This is a genomic window from Streptomyces sp. NPDC111744 (assembly GCF_055634995.1).
Genome location: NZ_JBVKCG010000005.1, coordinates 334,016 through 359,030, shown reverse-complemented (window position 1 = coordinate 359,030; position 25,015 = coordinate 334,016). Strand labels below are relative to the sequence as shown.

Below are 25,015 nucleotides of genomic sequence, written 5' to 3'. Positions count from 1 at the left end.
TGTCAGAACTGGCGGAGAAAGGAGCAGGCATGGCTCCACAGCAGCGAAAGCGGCCGAGGGCCCGGTCGCGCCGGCCGGCTGTGGTCGCGGTGGCCGCGGCGGTCCTGGCCGCCTCGGTGACGCTGGCGACCGGTTCGGGATTCGCCGAGGGTGCGGTGGTGGCGCGGGTCATGGAGCCGACGCCGGCTCCGACACCCACGACGTCCGTCCCGGCGTCGGCGGCACCCCTGCCGGCAGCGGTGAGTCCCGCACCGGTACCGGTGAGTCCGGTAGCGGTGAGTCCGGTACCGGTGAGTCCCGCGCCGGTCGTGTCCGTGCCCGCCAAGGCGCCGCCCCCGGCCTTCGGGGCCTTCCTCGACTCCGGTCCGCTGGGCGTGGCCCGCATGGCCCAGCTGAGCGGCTGGCTCGGCGGCACCGAGCTCAAGGTGGCGCACACATATCTGCCCGGCGACCGCTGGAGCGACATCGAGGGCGCGCCGGGTTTCCTCGACGTCTGGGCGCACTGGCGGCGGCAGAAGGCCGACCGGATGCTCGTCCTCAACGTGCCCATGCAGGAGCGCAACGAGGACCACATCGACGACGCCGAGGTCCGCCGGCTGCTGTGGCAGGGCGCGGTCGGCCATTTCGATCAGCACTTCCGGGCCCTGGCCGAGCGGCTGGTGGAGCTGGAGGTGCCGGACACGGTCATCGTGCTCGGCTGGGAGATGAACGGCACCACCTACACCCATCGTTGCGGGCCGGACCCGGAGTCCTGGAAGAAGTACTGGAACAGGATCGTCACCACCATGCGTTCGGTGCCTGGCCAGAAATTCCGGTTCGACTTCACGCCCAGCCGGGGCCGCGACGCCGTACCGTGGACGCAGTGCTATCCCGGGGACGACACGGTCGACATCGTCGGCATGGATTCCTATGACCAGCCGACCGGTCATTCCTTCGACGAACAGGTCCGGGAGCCCTACGGACTTCAGCAGCACGTCGATTTCGCGAAGGCCCACGGGAAAGCCGTCTCCTACCCGGAATGGGGCCTCTTCCGCAACGGTGACAACGCCGAATACATGCGACGGATGCTCGCCTGGATGGACGACCACAAGCCGCTCTACAACACGCTGACGGACTACTGCCCGCACGGTGTCTGGCAGTGCTCGGACAACCCGCGCTCGTCGCGGGTCTACCGCGCGGCCCTCTCCGGCCGGACCGACACCACGACACCGACACCGACACCGACCGGCTCGACCCCGACCCCCACTCCCGCTCCCAGCACCACGCCCCCGGCCGACTGCGCGCCGATGGACCTGGGCGACTGGGTCGAGTACTGGCTCGGCGGGAAGCTCTGCATCCGCCTCGACTGGTGGTCGCGCTCGCGGAGCTAGTCCTGCCGGTGTTCCTTCCATCGGTGCAGCACCTCCTTGACCCGCTGCCGGGCGGCCGCGTCGCACAGCGCCGCCGTCAGCAGCGGGGCGGTGCGGCGCCGGGCCAGCAGCAGGCGCTGGTTGACGACCTGCTGCGGCCGCCAGTGGTGCTTGTACGGCTCGTTCCCGCGCAGCAGGCTCAGTGCGCCCCGCTCACTGGCGCCGGTGTGCTGGGTGCAGGCGTCCAGGAGCATCACCGCCACGTCCGCCTTGCACTCGCGCAGCCGCGGATGCGCCCCGTACAGATAGCCGCCGGCCAGGCTCGGCGACAGCAGGGTCAGATCGACGGCGACCACCTCGTCGTCCAGCCGGAACTCGGTGACCACCGCGTCCCCGGACCGCACCATCGGCCCCACCGAGCGCACCAGATGCTCCCGGAACCGCGACTGGAGGTGTTCCGTCGTCACCTTCCGCCCCTGCCACTGGAGCCGGTGCAGCTCGATGAGACGGCCGAGCGCCGTGTCGACGCCCTCCGGCGCTACGGCGTCCCGGCGCACCCCGAGCGAGCCCAGCCTGCGCAGCTTGGCGCGCACCCGCTGGGCCTGTTTCGAGGGCAGCCGGGCGACCAGCTCGTCCATGGACACGGCGGGCAGCTCCAGGCACAGCGAGTCGGGCACCTTCCGGCACGGGCCGTCCCAGCGGTCGTACACCCGCTCCACCGCACCGCCCGGACGCACCTCACGGAAGTCGATCAGTGCCGTCCGCGCCGCCTGGGCGAGCTCCTGGGTGAGGGCGTCCGCCGCCCGGCCGTCGTCGGAGTCGGCGAGCAGTACGTCCGTGTAGTCGGAGATCGCCCCGCCCAGTGGCACCAGCGTGGGCAGCGGCCGGCGCACCAGCATCAGCGGGGCCGCGCCGACCAGCTCACCGCCGTAGCGCACCAGGACCAGGCGGAGCCGCCCCGGGACGCCGTAGGAGCGCCACCAGGAGTGCAGCCAGGCGTGGCTCTGGAACGGGGTGGCCGTGCCGCACCGCCGGTAGAGGCGGCCCCAGGCGGGGGCCAGGGCGGCGAAGGCGCGTTCGTCGGTGACCAGTTCGGTGGTGTGGGCGGCGAGCGTCGGGTAGGCCGTCGTCGTCACAGCTGTCCGTGTACGTCGGCGGCGACGGCAGGTCCCGGGACGGAGGCCTGCAGGGCGTTGTCCTCCTCGCGGCGCCGGGGCCGCACCAGCAGCACAAGGCCGCTCAGCAGCCCGCCCGCGCTGGCGCCCACCAGACCGGTCACCTTCGGGGACGCCGAGGTGGGCGCGGTCGGCTTCAGTGCCCGGGAGAACTGCAGGAGTTCGACGTGTGTGTCGCCCTTGGTGTCGTTGGCGTGCTGGGTGAGCGAGCGGGCCACCGCGTTCGCCATGTCGGCGGCCTGGAGGGGGTGCGGCGAGGTGGCCGAGACGGCGACCATCGGCGCGTCCGGTGAGGTCTCCGTCTGCACGCTCTGTCGCAGCGTGTTCACCGGCACCCCGGCCCACACCTGGGCGTCCCCGAGCACCGCCAGCTGGGTCGCGACCCGGCCGTAGGCCTGCGCGAAGCCCTGCGCGGTGGCGGTGTCCGACCTGTCGGCGGGGACGGCGATGACGTAGCTGGTCGCGGTGTAGCTGGCCGGCGTGAGCACGCCGTAGGCGCCGCCCAGCAGACCGCCGGCGACGACCCCGGCCGCCAGCAGCGTCCAGGGCGGGACCGCGCGGGCGCGGGCGAAGGGGCGGGCTGCCCTGGGGGTGTTCTCGGTCATGGCGTACTGGCTCCCTGAGGGGTGGTGGCGAGTGCGGCTGCGTAGACGTCCATGAGCTGGGCGGCGCTGCGGGTGATGCAGTAGTGGCGGGCGGCCTCCGGCGCGGTGCGGGGCCCGGGCCCGGCGGCGCGGGCGGCGGCCAGCGCCTCGGCGTAGGGGCGGGCACCGCCCTCGACACGGCGGGCGCCGGGGGCGGCGGCGGGGGGCAGGTCCTCGACGGCAGGGCAGGAGCTGTAGAGCACGGGCAGCCCGGCGGCCAGCGCCTCGACCACCGCCAGCCCGAAGGCCTCCTCGGCGGAGGGCGAGGCCAGTACGTCCATGGCGGACGTGAGAGAGGGAAGGTCGGGGTCGGTCGAACCGTCCGTCGAGCTGTCGGAGACATAGGGCCGCTCGCCGGTGAACAGGACCCGCCCCGCGACCCCGGCCTCCTCGGCGGCACGGCGCAGGGCGCCCTCCTCCGCGCCCCCGCCCACCAGCAGCAGACGGCAGTCCGACGGGAGTCGGGCGAGTGCCCTGATCAGGACGTCGAACCGCTTGCCGGGCGTGAGCCGCCCGATGCCGCCCACCACGAAGGCGTCCGGCGGAATCCCGAGGCGGGCGCGGGTGCGGAGCCGCCGCTCCGGGTCGAAGCGGAAACGTTCCAGGTCGATGCCGTTCGGTACGACCTCGATCCGCGGTCCGGGCACCCCCCACCGGCGCAGCCGTTCCGCGACGGTGGGGGAGACGGCGACCGTGGACCGGCCGAGCCGCTCACCGGCGAGGTACAACGCCCGTACCCCGGCGGTCAGTTCACGCCCCTCCAGCTGTACGTCGCCGAGGGAGTGCTCGGTGGCGACGACGGCCCGGACGCCCGCGAGGCGCGCCGCGATCCGGCCGTAGAGGCAGGCCCGGTAGAGGTGGGTGTGGACGAGGTCGTAGCGGCCCCGGCGGATGAGCCGGACCAGGCGGGGCAGCGCGGCCAGGTCCCGGTTCCCGGCCATCCCGAGGTGGACCACCCGCACCCCGTCGGCGGTCAGCCCCCGGGCGACAGGGCCGGGGTTGGTGAGCGTGACGACGTCGCAGGAGACGGGCAGATGGCGCAGCAGCAGCCGGAGTTGCTGCTCCGCCCCGCCGACCCCCAACCCCGTGATGACATGCAGGGCCCTCATTCACAGCCCCTTGACGGGACGGCGGCGCAGCCGGTGCAGCCGGTACTTCAGGAAGAGGCGCAGCGCGTGGTCGTTCTGCCCGATGTGCACGCGGGGCAGGGTGTGGACGCCGGTCTGGTCGCCGGGGTCGATGGCGCAGGCGTAGCCGTAGCCGGCGTCCCGTACGGCGTCGACGACACGCTGGTCGATGGTCCCGTAGGGGTAGCAGAAGCCGTTGACGGGGGACTGGATCAGCTCCTCCAGGTGGGCCCGGCTGTCGGCGGTTTCGGCCCTCAGGGTGTCCGCGTCGGCCTGCGTCAGATCGACATGGGTGAGCCCGTGCGAGCCGATCTCCACGCCGGCCGCCGCCGCCCGCCGGACCCCGTCGGCGCTGAGCAGCGGCTTGCGCGGGCCGAGCGAGTCCCAGCGGTTGTCGCTGCCGAGCCGCCCGGGCAGCACGAACAGGGTGGCGCCGCAGCCCCAGCGGTCGAGCAGGGGCAGGGCCTGGTCGAGGAAGTCGGCGTAGCCGTCGTCGAAGGTGAGCCCGACCAGCCGCCGTCCCTCGCCCCGGGCCCGGGCGGCGAGCAGCTGGGCGACCGACACCCCGCGCAGCCCCCGCCGGCGCAGCCAGCTCAGCTGTCTGGCCAGGCGGTCGGGGGAGACGGTGACGTGGTACGGATCGTCCGAGCAGTCGCCCACGGAGTGGTACATGGCGACCCAGGGGACCGGGCCCGCCAGGTGTCTGACCTTCTCGGCGGACTCAATGGAAGACGGCATGCGCGAGCCTTCGGGTGACGGTGCCTACGGAACGGAGTGCGGGTGCGAAGCCCTGGGCGTCCAGTGCCCAGCCGAGCAGGACGAAGATCGCGGTCACGGCCGTGACCCCGGCGGCCAGCCCGGTGAGCGGATTCGCGGGCTGTCCGGCGACGAACGTCCCGACGACCGTGGCGATCACGGCGGCCCGCACCGGCCGGCTCAGCTCGGCCAGCACCTGCCGGGTGCGGATCGGGACGCTGCGCGGGCCCATGCCGGACAGCAGGAGTACGGCGGTGACGGTGATGCCGGTGGCGTTGGCGGCGGCGATGCCGGTGACGCCGTACGGGCCCACCGCCAGGGCGCCGATCCAGGAGGTCACGACGATCCCGGCGGCCATGGCGCCGACCGGGTACCAGGTGGCGCGGCCCGCCGAGAAGTAGGAGCGGACCAGCACCCCGACCAGGGTCTGCCCGAGCAGCCCGAGCGCGTAGACGCGCATCACCCCGGCGGTGGCGGCGGTGTCCGCCGCGGAGAACGCCCCGCGCTGGAACAGGAGATGGATGAGCTGCGGCGCACACGCCATGACCACGGCCGCGCCGAGCAGTACGACGCTAGCGGCCACCGACAGATCACGCTCCACCCGGCGCCGGGCCCGCTCGGTGTCGCCCTCGGCCAGTGCCCGGGCCACCACCGGGAAGGTGACCGTGCACAGCATCATCGACATCGTCATCGGGATCTGCGCGACCTTCTGCGCGTAGTTGAGGTGGGAGATCGCCCCGGAGTGCAGATGCGAGGCGAGGAACCGCTCGATCAGCACCTGTGACTGCCGGCACAGCGCGAACAGCAGCACGGTGGCCATCAGGACGAGGTTCAGCGGCTCAGCCTCGGCGACCGGGTCACCGGCGGCGGGCTTGACCCTGCGCCTGAACTGCCGGAACAGTGAGGGAACTTGTACGGCGACCATCAGACAGCCCCCGGCAGCGACCCCGAACGCGGCCGACCGCACGCCCCAGTGGGAGCCGAAGGCGAACATCGCCGTGATGATCCCGGCGTTGTAGGCGACGTAGATCGCGGCCGGGGCGAGGAACCGCCGGTGGGCGCGGAGGGCGGCGCTGCAGTACCCGGCCAGCCCGAAGGTCAGCACACAGGTGGCGGTCAGCCGGGTGCAGTCGACGGCGAGCGCGGGATCGCGCAGACCGGGCGCGAGCGCCTCGACGAGCTGCGGTGCGCCCCCGATGAGGAGGGCGCCGACGGCCGTGAAGGCGAGGGCCAGCCTGGGCAGCGTCCCGGCGACCAGCGCCCGTACGGGGTCGCCGGGAACCCCTTGCGCCCGCCGGGCGAGGGCCAGGCTGAAGGCGGGGACCAGTGCGAAGGCGAGGCCGTCCTCGATGAGAAGCGTGGCGGCGAACTCGGGAACGGTCCAGGCCACGAGAAACGCGTCGGTGTCCCGTCCGGCCCCGAACAGCCGGGCGAGGGACTGGTCCCGCATGAGCCCGAGGAGAGAGCCGACGACGGAGAGGGAGGCGGTGACAAGGGTTGCCTTGGCAAGGAAACCCCGGGAGGCAGGCGCCCCTTCAGGGGCGCGGGGCTGTGAGATGTGCGGCTCCGCCGCGTGGGCGCGATCCGCCCCCACTGCCCCGTAGTCGACATCCGACCCCTGCTCCCCTGAAACCCGAGAAGGCGTAACCGTCATGGCGAACGCTCCGCCCCCACCAACGCCCACCAGGCCACCGCCCCGAACACCACCGCCGTGAGCACGGTCGAAGGCCCCCCGATGTCCGCGTACGCGAAGTCCACGAGCTGCCAGATCAGCAACCCGCACCCCACCAGCGCACAGTCGAGCCCGTCACCACCGCGGACCCGCCACAACCCCCGCAGCCCGCACACCAGCAGGGCAAGCCAGCAGCCCCCCAGGGCCAGTGCCCCGAGCAGCCCCTGCTCGCTCAGCACCAGCAGATACATGTTGTGCGGCGACAACAGCGGCTGTTTCCGGTAGGCGGCCCCCGCCCCCTCCGTGTCGCTCCCGGAGGACAGCGCCAGTGAGGCGTGCCCGTCCCGGTACGCCGGGAAGTTCTTCAACCCGACGCCGATGAGGGGGTGTTCGCGCCACATCCCGGTCGCCGCCGCCCACAGCGTGTAGCGGTCGACCACGGACTGGTCCGGCGCGTCGGTCACCTGCCCGATGCTGGTGAGCCGCTCCTGGAGCATCGCCGTACCGACCCCGAAGCCCCCCACCAGCACCACACCCGCGGCGATGGCGACCGCCGCCACCTTCAGCGCCCGCCGCAGCCCGGCCAGCGCCAGCTGCACACCGCAGGTGAACACCGTCGCGATCCAGGCCCCCCGGCTGAAGGACACGGCCAGCGGCAGCAGCAGGGCGAGCACGCACGCGCCCGCCGCCACCCGCTGCCGTACCGGTGACCGCCCCAGCGCCAGCCCCAGCGCGCACACGAGCCCGAACGACACCACCGTCGCCATGCCCATCACGTCCTGCGGCCCGAACGTGCCGACCGCGCGGATCTCCTCGCCCTGGTACGACGCCCCGGTCCCGGTGACGTACTGGTACACCCCGACCGCGCCCTGCCACCCGGCGAGCCCCACGAGCGACCAGGCCAGCAGCCGGAAGTCGGCACGGTCCCGGATCAGCAGCAGCACAGCGGTGGGGACCAGGACGAACACCTGGAGATAGCGGCCGAGGCCGGTCAGCCCGGACCCCGGCGAGGACGCGCCGGCCGCGGCGACGGCCAGCCCCACGACCGGCATGCCCAGCACCACCGCGGCCGTCGCCGACAGCGGCCGCCGTCGCTCCCGTACCGCCCGCAGCGCGGCATACAGCACCACCAGCGCGGACACCGCGTCCGCCGGGCCCGCCCCGCTGTCCCCGCCGCCCGGGGCGAGCGGCAGCGCGAGGACCGCGAGCACGGCGGCCGCGGCGAGAACCGGCGGCAGCCGCAGGGGCCTGGCCGGCGAGAGTGCGAAGCTCATCGTCAGCTCCCCGTCGAGCGCATGAGCGCGGCCGCGGTGCGCAGCAGGATGCAGATGTCCTGCCACAGCGACCAGTTGTCGATGTAGGCGTTGTCGAAGCGGGCCCGGTCCTCGATGGAGGTGTCGCCGCGCAGCCCGTGGATCTGGGCGAGTCCGGTGATGCCGGTCTGCATCCGGTGGCGGGCCGCGTAGCCCGGGTACGTCTGGCTGAACTGGCCGACGAAGTACGGCCGTTCGGGCCGCGGGCCGACCAGGCTCATGTCGCCCCACAGCACGTTCCACAGCTGGAGCAGCTCGTCCAGGGACGTCTGGCGCAGGAAGCGGCAGAACGGGCTCATCTCGCGTTCGCCCGCCACGCTCCAGCGCGTCGCGGCCTCGTGCGCGTCGACCGGACGGTGGGTGCGCAGCTTCAGCAGGGTGAAGGGGCGCCCGTTCCGGCCGATGCGCTCCTGCCGGAAGACCACGCCGGGCCCGTCGGTGAGGCGCAGTACCGCCGCGCACACCAGGAGCAGCGGACTGACCAGGACGAGTGCGGCCCCGGAGACGACGATGTCGAGGATCCGCTTGCCGACGCTGCCGCGCCGCCGCGAGCTCATCTCCAGCCGGCGGCAGGAGAACCCGGCGAGCTGGTCGCGCATCTCGTACGCCGGTGAGTCCGCGTCGACCTCCCAGACCACGCAGCCCGACTCGGCCAGCGCCCGCAGCAGCGGGCCCTGTTCGGTGCGGACGGCGGGGTGGACGGTGAGGACGGCCCGGACCCCGTTCTGGATGAGGGCCCGCTCGACCTCCTCGCCGGTGGTCAGCACGGGCAGCCCTTCGGGGCCTTCGGGATGCTCGGCGACGACACCGACCGGCCGTACGCCGAAGTCCGGGTGGCGCAGCACCGCGGCGGCGACCCGCTGGGCGGTGGCGGCGGGGCCGATGACCAGGGCGGCGCGCGGATGGCGAAGCAGGGCAATGCGGCGGCGCCAGTGCACCAGGCCGCGGCCGGCGCAGGCCGCCGCCGCGTGCAGGGCGCAGCCCAGCAGCAGGGTGCGGGCGGGCAGCGCGCGGTCCGGGTCCCAGGCGGCGAGGGCGGCGGCGAGGCCCAGCCAGACGACGGCGATCCGGCCGCAGACCGCCGGGAGTTCGTCCAGGATCCCCGCCACCCGCCCAGTGGGCTGCGGGCGCAGCAGTATCGCCCCGGACATCAGCAGGCCGACCAGGGCGGGCCGGCGTACGGCCTCGTCGAGGGCGACCGCGCCGAGCAGTGCGGCGCACAGGTCGGCGGCCAGCAGCGGCACCGGAGAGGCGGGCCGCGCGGGCGGCCGCCGCAGCGGGAACCGGAAGCCGCCGGCGGTCCGGGCCGGCAGGACCGACACGGGCGAGAGTCCGTGGTCCCGTGGCTGCGGGCCGGGGGAGGGGACGGTGCTTTCCGCGGTCACGAGTGGATGGACTCCCTGCACTCAAAGGACATGAGCGGCCATCCGCCGAGGAGTTCGCGGTACAGCTCCGCGACCGCCTCCGCCGTGCGCCGCACATCGTGCGTGGACTGGACGTGCCGGCGCCCCCGGTCGCCGAGCGACGCGAGCAGCTCCGGGTCGAGCAGCAGCCCGGCGACGGCACCGGCCAGCGCGCCCGGCCGTCCCGGCGGCACCAGGCAGTGCGCGGCCTGCCCGGGCGGCAGGCTCTCGCGGGCGCCGTCGACATCGGTGACCAGCACCGGCCGCCCGCAGGCCATCGCCTCCAGGGGGGCCAGCGCCATGCCCTCCCAGCGCGAGGGCAGCACCACCAGGTCGGCGGCCCGGTACCAGGGGCGGACGTCGTCGACGGCGCCGGCGAACTCGACCGAGGCGGGGGCGATCCGGCGCAGCGCCTCGCCGTCCGGTCCGTCGCCGACCAGCGCAAGCCGGGCGCCCGGAACCTGGCGCAGCACCTCGGGCCAGGCTCGCAGCAGCACGTCCTGGCCCTTCTGGCGGCACAGGCGGCCGACGCAGACGACCAGGGGAGCCCGGGACTCGGTTCGGCCCGGGGTGAAGTACTCGGTGTCGATGCCGTTGGGGACGACGGCGTACCGGGCGCGAATCCCGGCGTGCACGCCGGTCGTGCGCTCCGCCTCGCTGACACACACCACCCGGTGCGCCCAGCGCGCCCCCCATCGCTCCCACGTCAGCGCGAGCGCGGCGGTGACTCCGCCGACCGCCTCGAAGGACCAGGCGTGCGGCTGGAAGAGGGTCGGGACGCGTCCGCGCACGGCCAGGCGTCCGGCGAGGCCCGCCTTGGCGCTGTGCGCGTGCACCAGATCGGGGCGCACCTCGCCGAGCAGGTGGGTGAGCCGTCGTACCTCGTCCCGGAGACCGGCGCCCGGGGACCGGTCGGCGCGCCACCCGCGCACCTCGGCGCCCAGTTCCCGCGCGCGCTCGGCCAGTTCACCACCGGGGCACGCCACCGTGACCCGCAGACCGGCCGTGAGCTGGGCCTTCGTCAGATCCAGGACCACCCGGGCCACCCCGCCCCCGACCGGTTGCGCCAGGTGGAGGACCCGTGGCCGAGGGTCGGTTGCTGATCGGTGCATACGCGGATTCCTCGCTCACGGGGGGCGCTCGGGACTGCGGGCTGGGACGCAGCGCACTACTGCACGTCCACAGCGGCGAAGAGCGCGCCCGCCCACGCCGCGTCGCGCTGGGAAACGAGCCGGAAGGTCAGCTGGTCACCGCCCTGCGCGAGAGCGGTACCGAGATCGAACACATCCGAGTCGTAGCCGAGCGTGTTGTCGTACGCGGGCTCACGCCGGGCGCGTACCGGGCCGGGGTCATTGATCGTGGAGTTGAGTACGTCGTCGGCCGGGTCGGCGGAGTCTGCGAGCGGGACGGAGCCGCAGCCGGCAGTGGTGTAGGTGAGCGAGTCGCCGGTGCCGCCCCGGTCGCCGTTGTAGGCCACCAGGCCCACCCGGCCGTGGGCGCCACGCGGGACACGTAGCCCGTTCAGCCGTACCTCGGCCGCTCCGTCGAGGGAGTCGAAGCCGTCCCAGAGGGCGAGCGTGCGCAGCGGCTCCGTCGGGTTCTCGTACGCCACCACCAGCGTCCAGCCGCCCCAGGCACCGGACCTGGACCTCCCCGTGGCCGCGTTCAGCTGGCCGACGGTCCACAGCCCTGGGCCGCTCGACCTGACCAGGTCGGTGATCTCCGCCGAGGCCTGGAAGGCGTCCGTGCCGCCCGCCGCCCGGTGGCCCACCACCGTGTCGGCGAGCAACTCCTTGTACCGGCCGCCGGGTTCGGCGATCAGCACCCGCGCGTTGTCCCCGGCCGGCCTCTGCTCGCCGGCCAGCAGGTTGCCGCCCCAGTACAGCCGCGCGTACGTCACCCGGGAGCCCTCCGGCAGCCGGAGCTCGGCGCGGGAGGAGTTGTAGGTGTGGGGGTCGTCGTCGACATCGACGTAGGACATGTCGAAGTTCCCGTTCACCGCTGGGACCCGGCCCTCTCGCGCGGCCGGGCAGGGCGGCTCGGACGGGTCGCCGGCCGTCGCACGGCAGCTGACGGACGCGTTGGCCGCGCGGGCGAAGCCGCCTCGCTGCACCACGTGGTAGCGCTCGGCGAAGGGGATGCGCGGGGCCTCGGGCGAGGGCGGGGCGGTCGGAGCGGTCGCCCGGGCGGTGCCCGGTGCCCAGATCGCGGCGAGGGCGAGCGCGCCCACCGACGCACGGCGCAGCGGTGGGCCCAGGGGATTGCGCATGACCGGCTTCGCCCTTTCGGGAAAGGAGGGGGAGGCGGAAAGAGTGCGATGTGATGCCAATACGGGTAAGTCAGGAGGCCCGCAACTCTAGTCGCTACCCGTCCTAATAGGGTGAAACGGGGCAAGTGTGTCGGAATAGTGAAGGAGAGCTTGCGGGAGACCACTCCTTTGGCGGCACAACCCGAGCCGGTGCCGCGCGTTGACACGGCGCTGGGCATCCGCCCGGATGTTTGTTTCGACCCCAAGGAGCACCTCTCCATGTCGCGTATCGCGAAGGGCCTGGTCCTGTCCACCGCCGCCGTCGCGGCCGTCGCCGGCGGCGCCGGTGTGGCCGCCGCCGACAGCGGCGCGAACGGCGCCGCTGCCCAGTCCCCGGGCGTGCTGTCTGGCAATACGATCCAGGTTCCGATCCACGTGCCGATCAGCGTCTGCGGCAACACCGTCGACGTGATCGGCGCGCTGAACCCCGCTTTCGGCAACACCTGCCTCAACGACTGACGCCTCGGCTTTTCCCTTCGGCCGGCCGTCCGCCTGCGCACCCCGCGGACGGACGGCCGGTTCGTGCGTCCAGGTACGGTTCCACGCGGTCCCTCGAACGGCCTGAGCCGCGGCGGAAGTTGCGAGGCGGCCTTGACGGTGCCTCATCAGGCACAATGCCGGCGTCTCGGAAAGCGATCGGTGACAGCGGGCGAGCGAGCGGTTGCAGGCCGGCACGGGTGATTTCACGGTGGGCAGCAGGTCCGATGCACATCGAAAGGAACACCCATGCGTGCTCTGCCCACACGGCGTCTCGCGTCCACCGCGCTCTGCGCCCTTCTTCTGGCCGGGATCACCGGTCCGGCGGCCGTCGCCGCCGACTCGGCCCATGAGCGCGCCCACGCGACCTCCCAGGCGCCCGTTCCCGGGGCCGACGCGCTGATCGCCCAGGTCAAGTCGCTGGGCAACCTCGGGACCGTGCTCAAGCCGGTCACCGACCTGCTCAACACCGTCCTCGGTGCGGACAACGGCCAGCTGACCGCCGATCAGGCGACCCAGCTCGGCGACGCCGTGAAGGCGGCCATCGCCCAGATCACGGTGCCGGCCCCGGCCGCGGCCCCGACATCCGCTGCCTCCCCCGCGGCGGCGAAGCCGGCGACCCCGGCGGCCACCCCGACGACGCCCGCGCCCTCCGCCCCGCCCGCGCCCTCCGCCCCGCCCGCGCCCTCCGCCCCGCCCGCGACCCCGGCCGCCCCCGCGACCCCGGCCCGGCCGTCGGCGTCGGGCCTGCCGTCGGCGTCAGCGGTGCCGAGTGCCCCCGCCGTGCCGGCCGCGTTCGCGGTGCCGGCCCCCGACCAGGCCAAGGGCTTCGGTGGCGCCCCCTCCGCCAAGGACCTGACCGGCGACGCGCTGACCGCCCTGCAGACCGCGGTCGACAACCTCCTCAAGGCCGCCACCTCCGGCGACGTCAGCCAGGTGCTGCCGGCCGCCACCGCCGTAGTGACCGGCCTGGTCAACCTGGTCGCCGCGATCCTGCTCGGCAGCGGCCTGCCCGCGCCCAACCTGCCGGGTCCGCCCGCCGTGCCCGGCCTGTCGGCCTCCACGCCGCTCCCGCTGCCCCCGGCCTGACCGACCGGAACGTCCTCCCCTTCCTTTCGGGGATCTCATATGTCTTCTGAGCGCGGGGTTTCCGGCCCGCCGGGGCGTCGTTAGGCACGGCGTCAGCATTTCCCCTGGTGGCTTCCGTTGCGTGGCTCGCGCCGCCGAAAGTCGCCGAAGAAAGGAACACGATGAAGTCTCTGAAGGCTGCCGCTGTCGTTGCCGGTACCGTGGCCCTCGCCGGCTTCGCCGCGCCCGCGTTCGCCTACAACAACGCCGACCTCACACCCACCAGCCTCAACGGTGCCGTGAACACGCTCACCAAGGGTCCCCTCACCCTGGACCAGGCGATGCCCCTGAAGCACCAGTCGGACGCTCTCAACACCGAGAACAAGAAGTCCGTGCTCCACAAGGTCAAGGGTGCGACCGGCGCCGTCAACCAGCACGCCCCGCTGCTCGGCGGTCTGCCGCTGCAGGGCTGAGGCCGGGCGGGAACGGTTCGGGGGACGCCGCTACGGCGTCCCCCGTTCGTGTGGCCGCGCGGCCGGCTGTCCGCCGGCCGGGTGAGCGGGCACCCGGCCACCCCGCGGCCCGTCGATAAGGTCACGCGGTGACCTCAACCCCGAGCGGAGCCCGCCCCTTTTGCCTCGCCGACCTCGGCACGGTCGCCGAGGGCGGCGCGGAGGCCACCTCTGCCGCCGTCGAGGCGCCGCCGGGGAACAACGGACTGCCGATCGGCGGCGACCTCGTCGACGGCACCGCCCGGCCCGGCCTGCCCGTCACCCTGCTGGTCGAGGCCGGTACGGCCGTCCTCGACCTGGCCCCGCTCAAAGCCCAGTACTCCGCGCCCGAGGAAACCCTCACGGCCGCCGCGCAGATCGTGCTGCCCGCCCGCAGCCTGCGCGGCTGATGCCGGGGACCGCAGCCGCCGGCCGGGGGTTCGCGCTGCTCACGGTGGTCGCGGGGGCGGCCGGGCTGCTGGCCTCCTGGGTCATCACCCTCGACAAGTTCAAGCTGCTGGAGAACCCGCACTTCGTCCCCGGGTGCAGCCTGAACCCGGTGGTGTCCTGCGGCAGCGTGATGAAGAGCGACCAGGCCGCGGCGTTCGGGTTCCCCAACCCGATGCTGGGCCTGGTGGCCTACGGCATCGTGATCTGCGTCGGCATGAGCCTGCTGGCCGGAGCCCGCTTCCCCGCCTGGTACTGGCTGACCTTCGACGCGGGGTGCCTCTTCGGCGTCGGCTTCGTGTCCTGGCTGCAGTTCGAGTCGCTGTACCGGATCAACGCGCTGTGCCTGTGGTGCTGCCTGGCCTGGGTCGCCACCATTCTCCTGTTCTGGTACGTCACCTCCTTCGCCGTACGCCGTCGATTCCTGCCCGCGCCCACCTGGCTGCGGGAATTCCTCGGCGAATTCACCTGGGTGATCCCGCTGCTGCACATCGGTGTCGTCGGCATGCTGATCCTGACCCGCTGGTGGGACTTCTGGACGAGCTGATGAGTGACCAGCCGACTAATGCTGCACCCGGGCGAAATGTGAACTGATGCCGTTTTCCGGCTCGTTACCCGGTACGGATGTCGCTCCTCCCGCCTCCTGAAAGGGCCCGTACCCGACATGAAGCCGACCACCCGAGGAACCCTTGCCGCCGTCGTCACGGGCGTCGCGGTCGCAGTGGGCGCCGCCGCCACGCCCGCCGCCGCGACCGGGACGATTCCCATCCCCGTGCCGCTGGACGGCCTCGGGAAGTCCCTCGACATGGAGGTGCCCAAGCTCGGCATGGAGATGCCGCTGATCATCCCCGGCGCGCCCGAAGGGCCGCGCTACACCGAGGGCCGGCTCCTCCCGGACCGGACGCTGCCGCAGGTGCCGGTCAACGGCGGGCTGCCGGGCGTCGGCCTCAGGGCGCCGCTGCCGCACGTCCTCGGCGAGGGCTTCGACCACGTCGGCATCGACGCCCCCGCCTCCGACCTGCGCACCCTCACCCCCGGACTGGCGCTGGTCGCCCCGCTCACCCGGCCCGACCCGAAGCACTACGGCCTGCCGACCACGCAGATGCCCGCGGCCGGCGTGCTCGCCCCGGCCCTGCGGACGGTCGTCGGCGGCGACCTTGGTGCCGGCCCCGGCCTGTGACCCGCCGGTGAGGCACGGCCCCGTCGGCCGCTGCCCAGGCCTCCGGTCGTGCGCCGGATGGCGGCGCGTGAGTGCGGCCGTGCCCGCGGCTCCCGGGTTCCGGTCGTGTGTCGGATGGCGGGGGTGAGGGAGGTCTTGCCGGTCGCTTTCCGGGGTCCGGTCGTGCGCTGGATGGCGGCGTGTGAGTGCGGCCGTGTCCGCCGCTCCCGGGTTCCGGTCGTGCGCCGGATGGCGGGGGTGAGTACGGTCTTGCCGGTCGCTTCCCGGTGCCGGCCCTGCGCCGGATGGCGGCGTGGTGGTGACCGTGCGGCCCCTCGGACGGTTACCGGTACCGACAGCGATCGGTGAACCGTACGAGGAGTGGGCATGGTCGTCGGAGTCGGTGGTGTGGCGCTGGGCGCGGAGCCGGGGGCCGGGCAGCCGGGCAGAGCCGGGACGGGCAGACCGACGCGGCGCGAGGTGACGCGGGGGCTGCTGGCCGCCGCGGCCGCCCTGGCGCTCGCCCCGGTCGTCGCCGCCTCCCGCCCGGTGCCCCCGGCGGACGGGCCGGCGGGCAGCTCCTTCGACGAGACCTACCGGGGCCGCCGTATCCACGGTGTGCCGGTCGGGCAGTCCGTCGGCCAGGGCGAGTGGCAGGTCACCGTGGACGACCGGCCGCTGCATCTGATGCGGCGGGCCGACGGCACCTGGCTGAGCATGGTCGACCACTACAGCTCGTACCCGACCCCGCTGGAGGCGGCCCGGGCGGCCGTCGACCAGATCGGGCCCGGGCAGCGGCTGCGCGACCTGGCCCCGGGACCGATGGGCGGGGGACACATGCACATGGGGGGAGACCATGGCGTACGTGCGTAAGAACGTCGGCAGGCTGACGGCCACCGAGCGCAGACGGCTCGTCAACGCGTTCCTGGAGGTCAAACGGCGGGGCGAGTACGACGAGTTCGTGCGGATGCACATCCAGCACTACACAGCCGACGGCGAGCGGGGGCTGCGCACCGCCCACATGGCCCCCTCCTTCCTGCCCTGGCACCGCCGCTTCCTGCTGGAACTGGAGCGCGCCCTGCGCCGGGTCGACTCCTCGGTGACCGTGCCTTACTGGGACTGGACCAGGGACCGTACGACGTCCTCCGTGCCGTGGACGCGCGACCTGCTCGGCGGGAACGGCCGGCCCCGGGACCGGCAGGTGATGACCGGCCCGTTCGCCTACGCGGCCGGGCACTGGACCATCAAGGTGGGCATCACCGACGGCGAGTTCCTCGCCCGGGACCTGGGCCGGGCCGGCGACCCGATCGCCCTGCCCACCAGGGCCCAGCTCGCCCAGGCGCTGGACGACCCGGTGTACGACGTCGCCCCCTGGGACTCGACCGTCAGCCGGGGCTTCCGCAACAAGCTGGAAGGCTGGGGGTCCGGCAGCGGCAGCGTGTCCTGGCGCAACCACAACCGGGTGCACCGCTGGGTCGGCGGGGCGATGCTCGGCGGCGCCTCCGTCAACGACCCCGTGTTCTGGTTCCACCATGCCTTCGTCGACCTGCAGTGGGAGCGCTGGAAGGCCCGGCACCGCGGGCAGCGCTATCTGCCGGCCCGGCCGCCCGGCGCCGGCGACCCGCAGCACCGACGGGTCGTCGCCCGCGGCGAGAGGCTGCCGCCGTGGGACGTCACCCCCCAGTCACTGGAGGACCTGAGCCGGATCTACCGGTACGCCTGAGACGCCCCGGACACGGGAAGAGCCCCGACGCCCAGGGCGCCGGGGCTCTTCCGCGGGCGGTGGCTCAGTTGCCGTAGCCGCCGTTCTTGTGGTCGCCGGTCTTGAGGTGGCCTTCGTTGGCGCAGGTGTTGCCGAAGGCCGGGTTCAGCAGACCGATCACGTCGACGGTGTTGCCACAGACGTTGACCGGGATGTTGACGGGCACCTGGATGACGTTCCCGGACACTACGCCGGGGGAGCCGGCCGCCTCACCCTGGGCGCCCGCGTCGGCCAGAGCCAGGCCGGCTCCGCCGATCACCACAGCGCCGGTGCCAAGGGCTACGACGGTGGCCTTCGCGATGCGAGACATCACGTTCTCCTTCTTGTTGCTCGGGGAGTGCGGCGGCAGGACCAGCCGCCGCACTCCCCGTTCAACGCCCCGACCTGCGGCTGGTCACGCCGATCAGCGGACGATCACTCCAAGGGCCCGAGTCAGGGCAGGCGCCGGACCGGGGAACCCGCCAGGAAGGCCCGGATGTTCTCCACCGCCTGGCCGTAGTACGTCGTGTAGTTGGCGTGGGAGACGTAGCCGAGGTGCGGCGTGGCCAGGAGCCGGGGTGCGGTGCGCAGGGGGTGGTCGGCGGGGAGCGGCTCGATGTCGAAGACGTCGACGCCGGCGCCCGCGATCGGCCCTCGTGCAGCGCGGCGAGCAGGGCGTCCTGGTCGACGATCGCCGCGCGGGAGGTGTTGACGAGGTAGGCGGTGGGCTTGAGGAGGGCGAGTTCGGCGGGGCCGAGCAGGCCGCGGGTACGGTCGCCGAGCGCCAGGTGGACCGACACGAAGTCGCTCCCGGCCAGCAGTTCCTCCTTGGTGGGCGCGAGGTCGACCCCGACCTCCTCAGCGCGCTCCTTGGTGAGGTTCTGGCTCCAGGCACTCACCCGCATCCCGAAGGCGAGCCCGATCCGGGCGACCCTGGCGCCGATCTTCCCCAGCCCGAGCAGCCCGAGCCGCCGCCCGTACAGATCGGCACCGACGGTGGACTGCCAGGGCCCGTTCGTACGCAACGCGGTGCTCTCCTCCACCAGCCCCCGGGCCAGCCCCAGCAACAGCGTCCAGGTCAGCTCGACCGGAGGGGCCGAGGAGGACGCCGTACCGCACACCGTGACCCCGTTGGCCTCGGCGGCCGCGTAGTCGATGACGCTGTTGCGCATCCCGGAGGCGATCAGCAGCCGCAGCCGGGGGAGCCGGTCGAGGAGGGAGGCGGGGAAGGCGACGCGTTCGCGAAGGGTCACGACGATGTCGAAGTCGGCGAGAGCGGTGGCGAGTTCGTCCACATCGCCGAAATGTTCACGGAAGGAGACGGTCTCGACCTTGTCGGACAGGGACGACCAGTCCCCGAACTCCCCCGCAGTCCCCTGGAAGTCGTCGAGCACAGCACACCGAAGACGCATTGCCTCACAGTAACGGCCCTCGTCAGCGCCTCCGAAGGGGGCGCGGGGGCGGACGCGTTGCTGCACGGCACCGGCCGTCGTCAGCGGCCCCGTAGGGGCGCGGGGCCGTGTCGATGCGCGGCTACCGTCAGTGGGGGGGACCGGCCCAGACGCACCCGCGGCTGCCCAACGGACCCGGCCGGCACCGCGCGGCCCGCAACGCGCGGCGCGTGCCGGGCCCGTGGTCAGACTCCTGCCAGCGTCGACCGGTACCACCGTTCCGCGCGGCGGAAGCAGCTCGCGAAGCCCGCGGCCGGCGGCTCGCCGAGGTCGGACCAGAGTGCGTCCGCCTCGAAGAAGTGGTCGGTCGTCAGGATGTCGAGCGTGGCCGGCGGCACGCCCTTCGCCGCGAGGATCGCCTTGGCCCCCTCGACGGTGAGATTGTCGTGCGGCCAGGCGATCCCGGCGCACTCGGCGACCGCCCGCAGCGCGCTGTCCACGGTGACCGGCAGCGGATGCGCCGCGTGGTACACCGGCGAGGTCAGTGCCGCGTCCGGCGCGAGCGCCGTGGCCACCAGCAGCCGGGCCAGGTCCGGCGCGGTGATCACCGACGCCCGCGCCGGCCAGCCTGCCACCACACCCGGCAGGGCGCGCAGCAGCCGGGCCAGGTTGGGGCCGACCCACAGGTCCCCTTCGCCGAAGACCAGATGGGGGCGGAGCACCACACCGCCGGCGGCGAGGACCGCGTCCTCGGCCGCCGCGCGGGTGCGGGAGGTGACGGAGCCCGGATTGCGGGTGAGCTCCTCGGGGCGGGAGCCGCGGAACGTGCCGCGGCCGTAGACGGAGGCGGTGCTGAGCTGGACGATCCGGCGTACCCCCGCGCGCCGGGCTTCGGCGACCAGCGCCGCCGTACCACGTGCGTTGACGGCCTCGTTGGTCTCCGCACTGCCGCCGATCTGCGAGGCGCAGTGCAGCAGGACGTCGACCCCGTCGCAGACCCCGCGCAGCGAGCCGGGGTCGGTCAGATCGGCGGACACGGTCCGCACCCCGGAGCAGGTCCGGGGCAGGGTCCTGCGGTGGGTCATGAGCCTGAGCTCGGCGCGCCGCAGTCGCGCCTCGTGTGTCACATGCGCCCCGACGAACCCGGACGCGCCGGTGATGAGGATGGTGGGCACGGGGACTCTCCCGGAAGGCGGTCGGGGTCAGCGGACACGTGGCCGCAGGACGAGTTGGGCGGTGAAGACCGTCTCCTGCCGCTGGCTGCCGCGCACCCGTACCAGTAGGTCGCCGGCGCTGCCGTACGGTTCGGGGTCGGCCGTGATCCAGCAGGGCGCGTCGAGTTCGGCGTACCGCACGAACTCGCTGCGCATGTCGAGCAGGAGGGCGCCGGGCACTCCGGTGCGGGCGTGCGCGGCCTGCCGGGCGGCCTCCAGGAGGAACATGCCGGGTATGTGGTCCACGGGGTGGTCGAAGTAGGTCGGGTGCGCGGTGTCGACCCGCAGTTCCCATCGGCCGCGGGTGCCCGGCGCGGGCTCGCCGAGGACGACATGCCGGGGGCCGGCGTGGCCCACGGCGGCCGGGTCGAGAGCCTGCGGCGGGGTGCCGCCGGTGGTGGTGGGGCGCTCCCCGCGCATCCGCCGGTACACGTCCGGGCTCATGCAGCGGAACGCGGCCGATGCGGTGGCCCGGGCGCCGTTCTCGCGGAGCACCGTCACGTCGTAGCGCATCTCCCGCAGCCGGCCCGCGCGGCGGACGACGTCGCGGCAGACCGTGTGCATCTCGACATCGGTGGGGACCGAGTCGGCGACGAGCAGCTCCGGCTCGGTGGTCACGGACATGTCAGACATGAGGAACTGGTGGCCGAACGGCACGTCGAACTCGGCGTGGGCGAGCAGGGATCCGATCTGGCGGACGGACTCGATCAGCAGCATGGGGTCCTGGTAGCCCCGGTCGGGGGCGAACAGGGCGTGGCAGCGCGGCCACTGGGCCCGGACGACGAAACCGGCGTCGTCGCCGACGCCCCGGGGGGCGTCGGGGGACTCGTCGGGTTCCCAGCCGGTGAGGAGGACCTCGGAGACGGCCGCGCGATGGACGTACTCACGCGGCACGGTCGTGGTCAGTCCGGGGAGCAGGGGCTTCTGGGCGAAGGCCCGGTCGGTGAGGTGCGGCATGTGCAGCGCTCCTGTGTCGGTGTGACGGGAGGGGGCAACAAGCCGTACGTCGGCTGTCACCCCCGTGGCCGACGTTCTAGCCACAAGATACAGACAGGTCGGTCCGGTTCTGCAAGAGCTGAGCCGATTTCTTGTAGGAGTCCGGAACTCCGGGCGTCCGGCCGCTGTAGGCCGCCAACCGTTATGTCTGGATTGCATCCGCGAAATAAACAGGGCTGTATGGTTTATTGAAGAGGCATAGTCCTTGGTCAAGTCTCTCCGTGGGTTGTCTGAGTGGAGTCCCGCCTCCCACTTGTCCGGTAATCCGATGGAATCGCAGCTCATCGCGGCGCGAGTGTTGCTGGGCCGGCGCGGTGCGACGCCTCACCTTGGCAGTTGACAATCAGACAAGTCTGTTTGGTACGGTCTTGGTCGTGACCCGTAGTCCGAGATGACGTGGATGTGCCTCAGGGGGAACAGATGAACCGCCAGTACGCGGATCTCGTGGCGCCGTCAGCGCGGCGCCACCGCTCGCACGGCCCGCTCGTCCCGCTCGCCCAGGGCGGCCACCCGGCCCCCCCGGCCCCCGCGCAGGGCGTCTCCCGGGCTCCGGGCCTGAACATCCTGGTCGTCGAGAACGACCCCCGGGCCGCCGACACCCTCCGGCAGGGTCTGGTCCGGCACGGGTACGCCACCCATGGCGTGACCACCGGCGCCCAGGCGCTGCGCGGACACCGCGAAGCCGACCTGGTGCTGCTCGACCTCGATCTGCCCGACCTGGACGGTCTTGAGGTGTGCCGGGGCATCCGGGCGGTCAGCGACCTGCCGATCATCTCCGTCACCGCGCGCGGCTCGGAGCTGGACTGTGTGCTCTGCCTGCAGGCCGGCTCGGACGACTACATCGTCAAACCGTACGGATTCCGGGAGTTACTGGCCCGGATGGAGGCGGTGCTGCGGCGGGTGCGGGTGCAGCCGGCGAGTCAGCCGGCCGCCGGCCGGGTCGTCGCCCACGGGCCGCTGCGCATCGACCCGGGCGCCCGGACGGCCACCCTCGACGGACGGCCGCTGGACCTGACGCGCAAGGAGTTCGATCTCCTCCACCTGCTGGCCTCGCAGCCCAGCACGGTGATCCCGCGCCGCCAGATCATGGCCCAGGTGTGGGACGACGCGTGGTCCCCGCGCGGCCGCACGGTCGACACCCACGTGGGCACCCTGCGCGGCAAACTGGGCTCCAGTGCCTGGATCGTCACCGTCCGGGGGGTCGGTTTCCGGATCGGCACTCCCTAGGGCTCCCGCGCGTTCTGCGAGGTCATGCCCGGTTCCGGCGCCAGGAGCCGGAACCGCTTTCTGAACAACTCCCGCCGTGGTACTGACCGTGGGCCGCGAAAGCGGCTTACGATACAGACAAGTCTGTTGAATTCTGTGGGAGAGCGTAGGGATCTGGCATGGCTCAGCAAGAACGCGGCAAGCGGTCACGGCGGTCGATCCTGGAGGCGGCGGCCCAGGTCTTCGACGAGCGCGGCTACGACGCCGCCAGCACCAACGAGATCCTGGCCCGCACCGGACTCACCCGCGGTTCCCTCTACCATCACTTCCCCTCCAAGGAAGCCATCGCGCTCGCCCTGGTGCAGGCGCACGCCGAAGCCCTGGAAGTGCCCGACCGGCCGGTCAGGCTGCAGTCGGTGATCGACCTGACCCTGGAGTTCGCCCGGCGCCTCCAGCACGACGCGGTGCTGCGCGCGAGCGTGCGGCTGACCATAGAGCAGACCTCGTTCGACTGCCCCCCGCAGACCACCTACGAGCAGTCCACGGACACCATCCTGACGCTGCTGCAGGAAGCCGAGAAGGGGGGCGAGATCCTGCCCGGGGTGGATGTGCGCGAGGTCACCTCGCTCATCGTCGGCTCCTTCACCGGCCTGCAGATCATGTCCCAGGCCTACTCCGGCCGCGCCGACCTGTCCGAACGCACGAGCGTCTTCTGGAAGTTCCTGCTGCCCGGCCTCGCCACGCCCGGCCTGGTCGGTCGGCTGCGCACCACGCCGCCGACGGACTGACCGGCCCTGCCAACCGGTCCCCGGCCCGCGCGCAGGCGTGCTGCGGGGCGGACCGGCGTCGGGTGCTGCGGGGCGGACCGGCGTCGGGTGCTGCGGGGCGGACCGGCGGCGGGTATTGCGGGGCGGTCCGGCGGCGGGTCAGATCCGGCGCTCGCCGCCCCGGTTGGGCCGGTCGCGGTCGAACAGCGGGCGCAGCAGCCGCCACAGCCGCTGAGTTATCTCGCCGTCCCACCAACTCGAGTCGGTGTGCCCCAGGGTCTCGATACCCGCCGCGATCACCACGGCCAGGTCCGCGAGGTCCTCGGACGGATCCTCGGCCTCCTTCTGTGCCTCGGTGACCCGCTCGTGGACCGCGGCCAGCAGGTCGTCGCGGAGCCGGGGCGGCCCGGCCGAGCCGTCCGCGGCCAGCTGCATGCCCGCCCGGACGATCTTCTCGGTGCGCATGGCCTCGCCGAGCGCGAGCAGAAAGCGCTTCGGCGCGTCCGCCACCGGACCCGCGAACGCCTCCTCGGTCAGCGCCTCCACCCGCCGTCGGGCCTCCTCGTACACGGCGGCGGTCAGGGCCGTGGTGGAGGAGAAGTGGTGGTAGAGCGCTCCCCGGCTGACGCCGGCCCGGCGGCAGATGTTTACCAGCCCCGCGTCGGACAGCCGGCCGTCCGCGATCAGCTCGGCGGTGGCATGGAGGAGAGCCTGACGCGTCTGCTCGGATCGCGCCTGCATCAGGTCGCACCCGCCTTCCCTGCCAACAGAGTGCCCGGTGCGCGCCGCGCTCACGGACACCGATGTCAATGATCACAAGAATCATACAACCGTGCCTGTTTCATGGGAGGACCCCGGTGGGGACCTACCTCTGCGTGATCTGCGTAGAATCCGAACCCCCAGGCGGCAAGGGTGGTTGTCTGGAAACATGCGCAACGAGGAAGGGTTCGAGTTGGCCCCCAATCAGACAGGTCTGTTTGTAACGGTCACTGTATCCGGCCACTTGACGCGGGTTTGACACTCTGCTGACAGAGCTGCGGAGGATTGTGGGAACCCTGAACCGCCGTGCGTTGAAAGGCCCGGCGACCCTCGTGAGACTGAGGGAAGTTCCGCAAGGACCATGGATTCGGGGGATCCGAATGGAAGAGTTCGAGCGACTCACGGACGAGCACCGAAGCCGCGACTGCAGACGGCGCTGCGGACGGATCTGCGTGCGCTGCCTGGACCGCATCGACGGGGCTCTGCGTACCCTCCTCGACCTGTACCGGGAGAGCGACCAGGCACTGGCGCCCGGCGGACCGGTGCTGCGGGAGCGGGTGAGCGGCAGCCGCGCCACCGTCGGCATCGTGCTCGACGAACAGGCCCTCGCGCTGCGCACCCGGACCGCCGAGGTGATGGCGTTGTGGGCGCGGTTGGTCGTGGACGAGCGCACCGGCACCCGGCCCGCCGACCGCGGGATGGGCGCGCTGGTGCGGTTCCTGCGCCGGCAGCTGCCCTGGCTCGCCGGGCACCCGGCGGGCCCGGACTTCGACGAGGAGGTCGCCGAACTGCTCGGCGACCTCCGCGCCCTGCTCGGCCCCGGCCCGGTGCGCCGGTTCGCCCTCGGCCCGTGCACCCGGGCGGAGTGCGCCGGAACGCTCTACGGCGTGCTGCCGGCGGACGGCGGCGACCGGGTGCCCGGCCATGTCGCCTGCGACGACGGCCACGCGCTGCCGCCGCGCCAGTGGCTGCTGGTCGCGGACCGGATGCGGGAGGCGGCATGACCGAGCCGACACGGCCGGCGGGCGGGGCGGCGAAGCCGCGCCGGGTGCCGACGGAGCTGGCGGCCCTCGCGATGGGCGTCACCCAGGCGACCATCCGCAAATGGGCCAGCCGGGGCAAGATCACCCGGCACGGCGTCCCGCGGCGGGCGGAGTACGACCTGGACGAACTGTTCGCACTCGCCCGGCGGGGTGAGTCCGAATAACCCGGACCGGGGGAACGAGAGCAACAGCGTGACCGAATCCGAGTGACCGATCCGGAGGGCCGGTAGACAGCGCGCCCAGGATTTCCAGACCACCACCCGCAAGAAACCGGATCCGTGCGGGCATCCGGTCCGAAGCAGCCCCCGCGGCCATCCCCCTGCCGCGGGGGCCGCTTCACGTGCCTCTGGCCCAACTCCCGTAATACCAGAGCAAGTTGACGCCTCCGAACAGAGGTGTCACACTCATTTCGGCGCCCTCATGCCCTGACGGCGGTGGCGCTTCACCCGGGCTCCTTCTGAGGAGCCCGTGGCTTCTTTCTCGAAATCCGTGTCCCGTCCCCGGGGCGC

At 72.9% G+C, this 25,015-nt stretch carries 26 protein-coding genes and 1 pseudogene; 13 read left to right on the top strand and 14 right to left on the bottom strand.

What is annotated here, in order from left to right:
- Nucleotides 1-29: 29 nt before the first annotated feature.
- Nucleotides 30-1,370: a glycoside hydrolase family 26 protein gene (locus ACZ7OO_RS14325; RefSeq protein ID WP_471504709.1), complete on the top strand. Its 1,341-nt coding sequence runs from the start codon at nt 30-32 to the stop codon at nt 1,368-1,370.
- On the opposite strand, the gene ACZ7OO_RS14320 is transcribed toward ACZ7OO_RS14325, so the two are convergent.
- From ACZ7OO_RS14320 to ACZ7OO_RS14280, 9 genes are read right to left on the bottom strand one after another with little or no spacing between them, the layout of a single operon-like run.
- Nucleotides 1,367-2,485 (bottom strand): GNAT family N-acetyltransferase, encoded by a 1,119-nt coding sequence (locus tag ACZ7OO_RS14320; RefSeq protein WP_471504707.1) that lies wholly within the window; start codon nt 2,483-2,485, stop codon nt 1,367-1,369. The genes ACZ7OO_RS14325 and ACZ7OO_RS14320 overlap by 4 nt on opposite strands.
- Nucleotides 2,482-3,129 carry a YveK family protein gene (locus ACZ7OO_RS14315; protein WP_471504705.1) on the bottom strand — a complete coding sequence of 216 codons (648 nt, stop codon included), beginning with the start codon at nt 3,127-3,129 and terminating at the stop codon, nt 2,482-2,484. The genes ACZ7OO_RS14320 and ACZ7OO_RS14315 overlap by 4 nt, the downstream gene beginning before the upstream one ends.
- Complete coding sequence (locus tag ACZ7OO_RS14310; RefSeq protein ID WP_471504703.1) at nt 3,126-4,277, bottom strand: glycosyltransferase; 1,152 nt, start codon at nt 4,275-4,277, stop codon at nt 3,126-3,128. Before ACZ7OO_RS14310 ends, ACZ7OO_RS14315 begins: the two co-directional genes overlap by 4 nt.
- Nucleotides 4,278-4,967 carry a polysaccharide deacetylase family protein gene (locus tag ACZ7OO_RS14305; RefSeq protein ID WP_471504933.1) on the bottom strand — a complete coding sequence of 230 codons (690 nt, stop codon included), beginning with the start codon at nt 4,965-4,967 and terminating at the stop codon, nt 4,278-4,280.
- Between the two features lie 49 nt (nt 4,968-5,016).
- Nucleotides 5,017-6,705 (bottom strand): murein biosynthesis integral membrane protein MurJ, encoded by a 1,689-nt coding sequence (gene murJ / locus ACZ7OO_RS14300; protein ID WP_471504701.1) that lies wholly within the window; start codon nt 6,703-6,705, stop codon nt 5,017-5,019.
- Complete coding sequence (locus ACZ7OO_RS14295; RefSeq protein WP_471504699.1) at nt 6,702-7,997, bottom strand: O-antigen ligase family protein; 1,296 nt, start codon at nt 7,995-7,997, stop codon at nt 6,702-6,704. Before ACZ7OO_RS14295 ends, murJ begins: the two co-directional genes overlap by 4 nt.
- 2 nt (nt 7,998-7,999) lie before the next feature.
- The gene (locus ACZ7OO_RS14290) at nt 8,000-9,421 is read right to left on the bottom strand and encodes an exopolysaccharide biosynthesis polyprenyl glycosylphosphotransferase (RefSeq protein ID WP_471504698.1); all 1,422 of its coding nucleotides are present in this window, start codon (nt 9,419-9,421) and stop codon (nt 8,000-8,002) included.
- The gene (locus tag ACZ7OO_RS14285) at nt 9,418-10,551 is read right to left on the bottom strand and encodes a glycosyltransferase (RefSeq protein ID WP_471504696.1); all 1,134 of its coding nucleotides are present in this window, start codon (nt 10,549-10,551) and stop codon (nt 9,418-9,420) included. Before ACZ7OO_RS14285 ends, ACZ7OO_RS14290 begins: the two co-directional genes overlap by 4 nt.
- A 56-nt stretch (nt 10,552-10,607) precedes the next feature.
- A complete protein-coding gene (locus tag ACZ7OO_RS14280) occupies nt 10,608-11,708 on the bottom strand; it encodes a DUF3344 domain-containing protein (RefSeq protein ID WP_471504695.1) in 1,101 nt (366 codons plus the stop codon).
- Nucleotides 11,709-11,966: 258 nt separating this feature from the next.
- Here ACZ7OO_RS14280 and ACZ7OO_RS14275 point away from each other — a divergent pair, with 258 nt between their 5' ends.
- From ACZ7OO_RS14275 to ACZ7OO_RS14240, 8 genes are all read left to right on the top strand, one after another.
- Nucleotides 11,967-12,206: a chaplin gene (locus ACZ7OO_RS14275; RefSeq protein WP_471504932.1), complete on the top strand. Its 240-nt coding sequence runs from the start codon at nt 11,967-11,969 to the stop codon at nt 12,204-12,206.
- Nucleotides 12,207-12,473: 267 nt separating this feature from the next.
- Nucleotides 12,474-13,313: a hypothetical protein gene (locus ACZ7OO_RS14270; RefSeq protein WP_471504693.1), complete on the top strand. Its 840-nt coding sequence runs from the start codon at nt 12,474-12,476 to the stop codon at nt 13,311-13,313.
- 161 nt (nt 13,314-13,474) lie between these two features.
- Nucleotides 13,475-13,765, top strand: a complete 291-nt coding sequence (locus ACZ7OO_RS14265; protein WP_471504691.1) for a hypothetical protein — start codon at nt 13,475-13,477, stop codon at nt 13,763-13,765.
- A 128-nt stretch (nt 13,766-13,893) separates the two neighbouring features.
- The gene (locus tag ACZ7OO_RS14260) at nt 13,894-14,193 is read left to right on the top strand and encodes a DUF5949 family protein (RefSeq protein WP_471504690.1); all 300 of its coding nucleotides are present in this window, start codon (nt 13,894-13,896) and stop codon (nt 14,191-14,193) included.
- On the top strand, nt 14,193-14,777 hold the full coding sequence (locus tag ACZ7OO_RS14255) for a vitamin K epoxide reductase family protein (RefSeq protein WP_471504689.1): 585 nt from the start codon (nt 14,193-14,195) through the stop codon (nt 14,775-14,777). The genes ACZ7OO_RS14260 and ACZ7OO_RS14255 overlap by 1 nt, the downstream gene beginning before the upstream one ends.
- Nucleotides 14,778-14,894: 117 nt before the next feature.
- Nucleotides 14,895-15,410: a hypothetical protein gene (locus ACZ7OO_RS14250; protein WP_471504687.1), complete on the top strand. Its 516-nt coding sequence runs from the start codon at nt 14,895-14,897 to the stop codon at nt 15,408-15,410.
- A gap of 366 nt (nt 15,411-15,776) precedes the next feature.
- On the top strand, nt 15,777-16,262 hold the full coding sequence (locus ACZ7OO_RS14245; RefSeq protein ID WP_471504686.1) for a tyrosinase family oxidase copper chaperone: 486 nt from the start codon (nt 15,777-15,779) through the stop codon (nt 16,260-16,262).
- Nucleotides 16,246-17,112, top strand: a complete 867-nt coding sequence (locus ACZ7OO_RS14240; protein WP_471504684.1) for a tyrosinase family protein — start codon at nt 16,246-16,248, stop codon at nt 17,110-17,112. The genes ACZ7OO_RS14245 and ACZ7OO_RS14240 overlap by 17 nt, the downstream gene beginning before the upstream one ends.
- A 64-nt stretch (nt 17,113-17,176) precedes the next feature.
- On the opposite strand, the gene ACZ7OO_RS14235 is transcribed toward ACZ7OO_RS14240, so the two are convergent.
- The 4 genes and pseudogenes from ACZ7OO_RS14235 to ACZ7OO_RS14220 form a co-directional block, all read right to left on the bottom strand.
- Nucleotides 17,177-17,461 carry a chaplin gene (locus ACZ7OO_RS14235; protein WP_471504682.1) on the bottom strand — a complete coding sequence of 95 codons (285 nt, stop codon included), beginning with the start codon at nt 17,459-17,461 and terminating at the stop codon, nt 17,177-17,179.
- 122 nt (nt 17,462-17,583) lie between these two features.
- Nucleotides 17,584-18,542: pseudogene (locus tag ACZ7OO_RS14230) on the bottom strand (D-2-hydroxyacid dehydrogenase family protein).
- A gap of 224 nt (nt 18,543-18,766) precedes the next feature.
- Nucleotides 18,767-19,696, bottom strand: a complete 930-nt coding sequence (locus ACZ7OO_RS14225) for an NAD-dependent epimerase/dehydratase family protein (protein WP_471504680.1) — start codon at nt 19,694-19,696, stop codon at nt 18,767-18,769.
- A gap of 27 nt (nt 19,697-19,723) precedes the next feature.
- The gene (locus ACZ7OO_RS14220) at nt 19,724-20,692 is read right to left on the bottom strand and encodes a ScbA/BarX family gamma-butyrolactone biosynthesis protein (RefSeq protein WP_471504678.1); all 969 of its coding nucleotides are present in this window, start codon (nt 20,690-20,692) and stop codon (nt 19,724-19,726) included.
- A 459-nt stretch (nt 20,693-21,151) separates the two neighbouring features.
- Here ACZ7OO_RS14220 and ACZ7OO_RS14215 point away from each other — a divergent pair, with 459 nt between their 5' ends.
- Nucleotides 21,152-21,958, top strand: a complete 807-nt coding sequence (locus tag ACZ7OO_RS14215; RefSeq protein ID WP_471504676.1) for a response regulator transcription factor — start codon at nt 21,152-21,154, stop codon at nt 21,956-21,958.
- 158 nt (nt 21,959-22,116) lie between these two features.
- Nucleotides 22,117-22,725 (top strand): ScbR family autoregulator-binding transcription factor, encoded by a 609-nt coding sequence (locus ACZ7OO_RS14210; RefSeq protein WP_471504674.1) that lies wholly within the window; start codon nt 22,117-22,119, stop codon nt 22,723-22,725.
- Between the two features lie 138 nt (nt 22,726-22,863).
- Here ACZ7OO_RS14210 and ACZ7OO_RS14205 read toward each other — a convergent pair whose 3' ends face one another.
- Nucleotides 22,864-23,445 (bottom strand): TetR family transcriptional regulator, encoded by a 582-nt coding sequence (locus ACZ7OO_RS14205; RefSeq protein ID WP_471504672.1) that lies wholly within the window; start codon nt 23,443-23,445, stop codon nt 22,864-22,866.
- Nucleotides 23,446-23,915: 470 nt separating this feature from the next.
- Here ACZ7OO_RS14205 and ACZ7OO_RS14200 point away from each other — a divergent pair, with 470 nt between their 5' ends.
- Both ACZ7OO_RS14200 and ACZ7OO_RS14195 read left to right on the top strand, forming a co-directional pair.
- A complete protein-coding gene (locus ACZ7OO_RS14200; RefSeq protein ID WP_471504670.1) occupies nt 23,916-24,467 on the top strand; it encodes a hypothetical protein in 552 nt (183 codons plus the stop codon).
- A complete protein-coding gene (locus tag ACZ7OO_RS14195) occupies nt 24,464-24,670 on the top strand; it encodes a hypothetical protein (protein ID WP_471504668.1) in 207 nt (68 codons plus the stop codon). Before ACZ7OO_RS14200 ends, ACZ7OO_RS14195 begins: the two co-directional genes overlap by 4 nt.
- Nucleotides 24,671-25,015 lie beyond the last annotated feature (345 nt).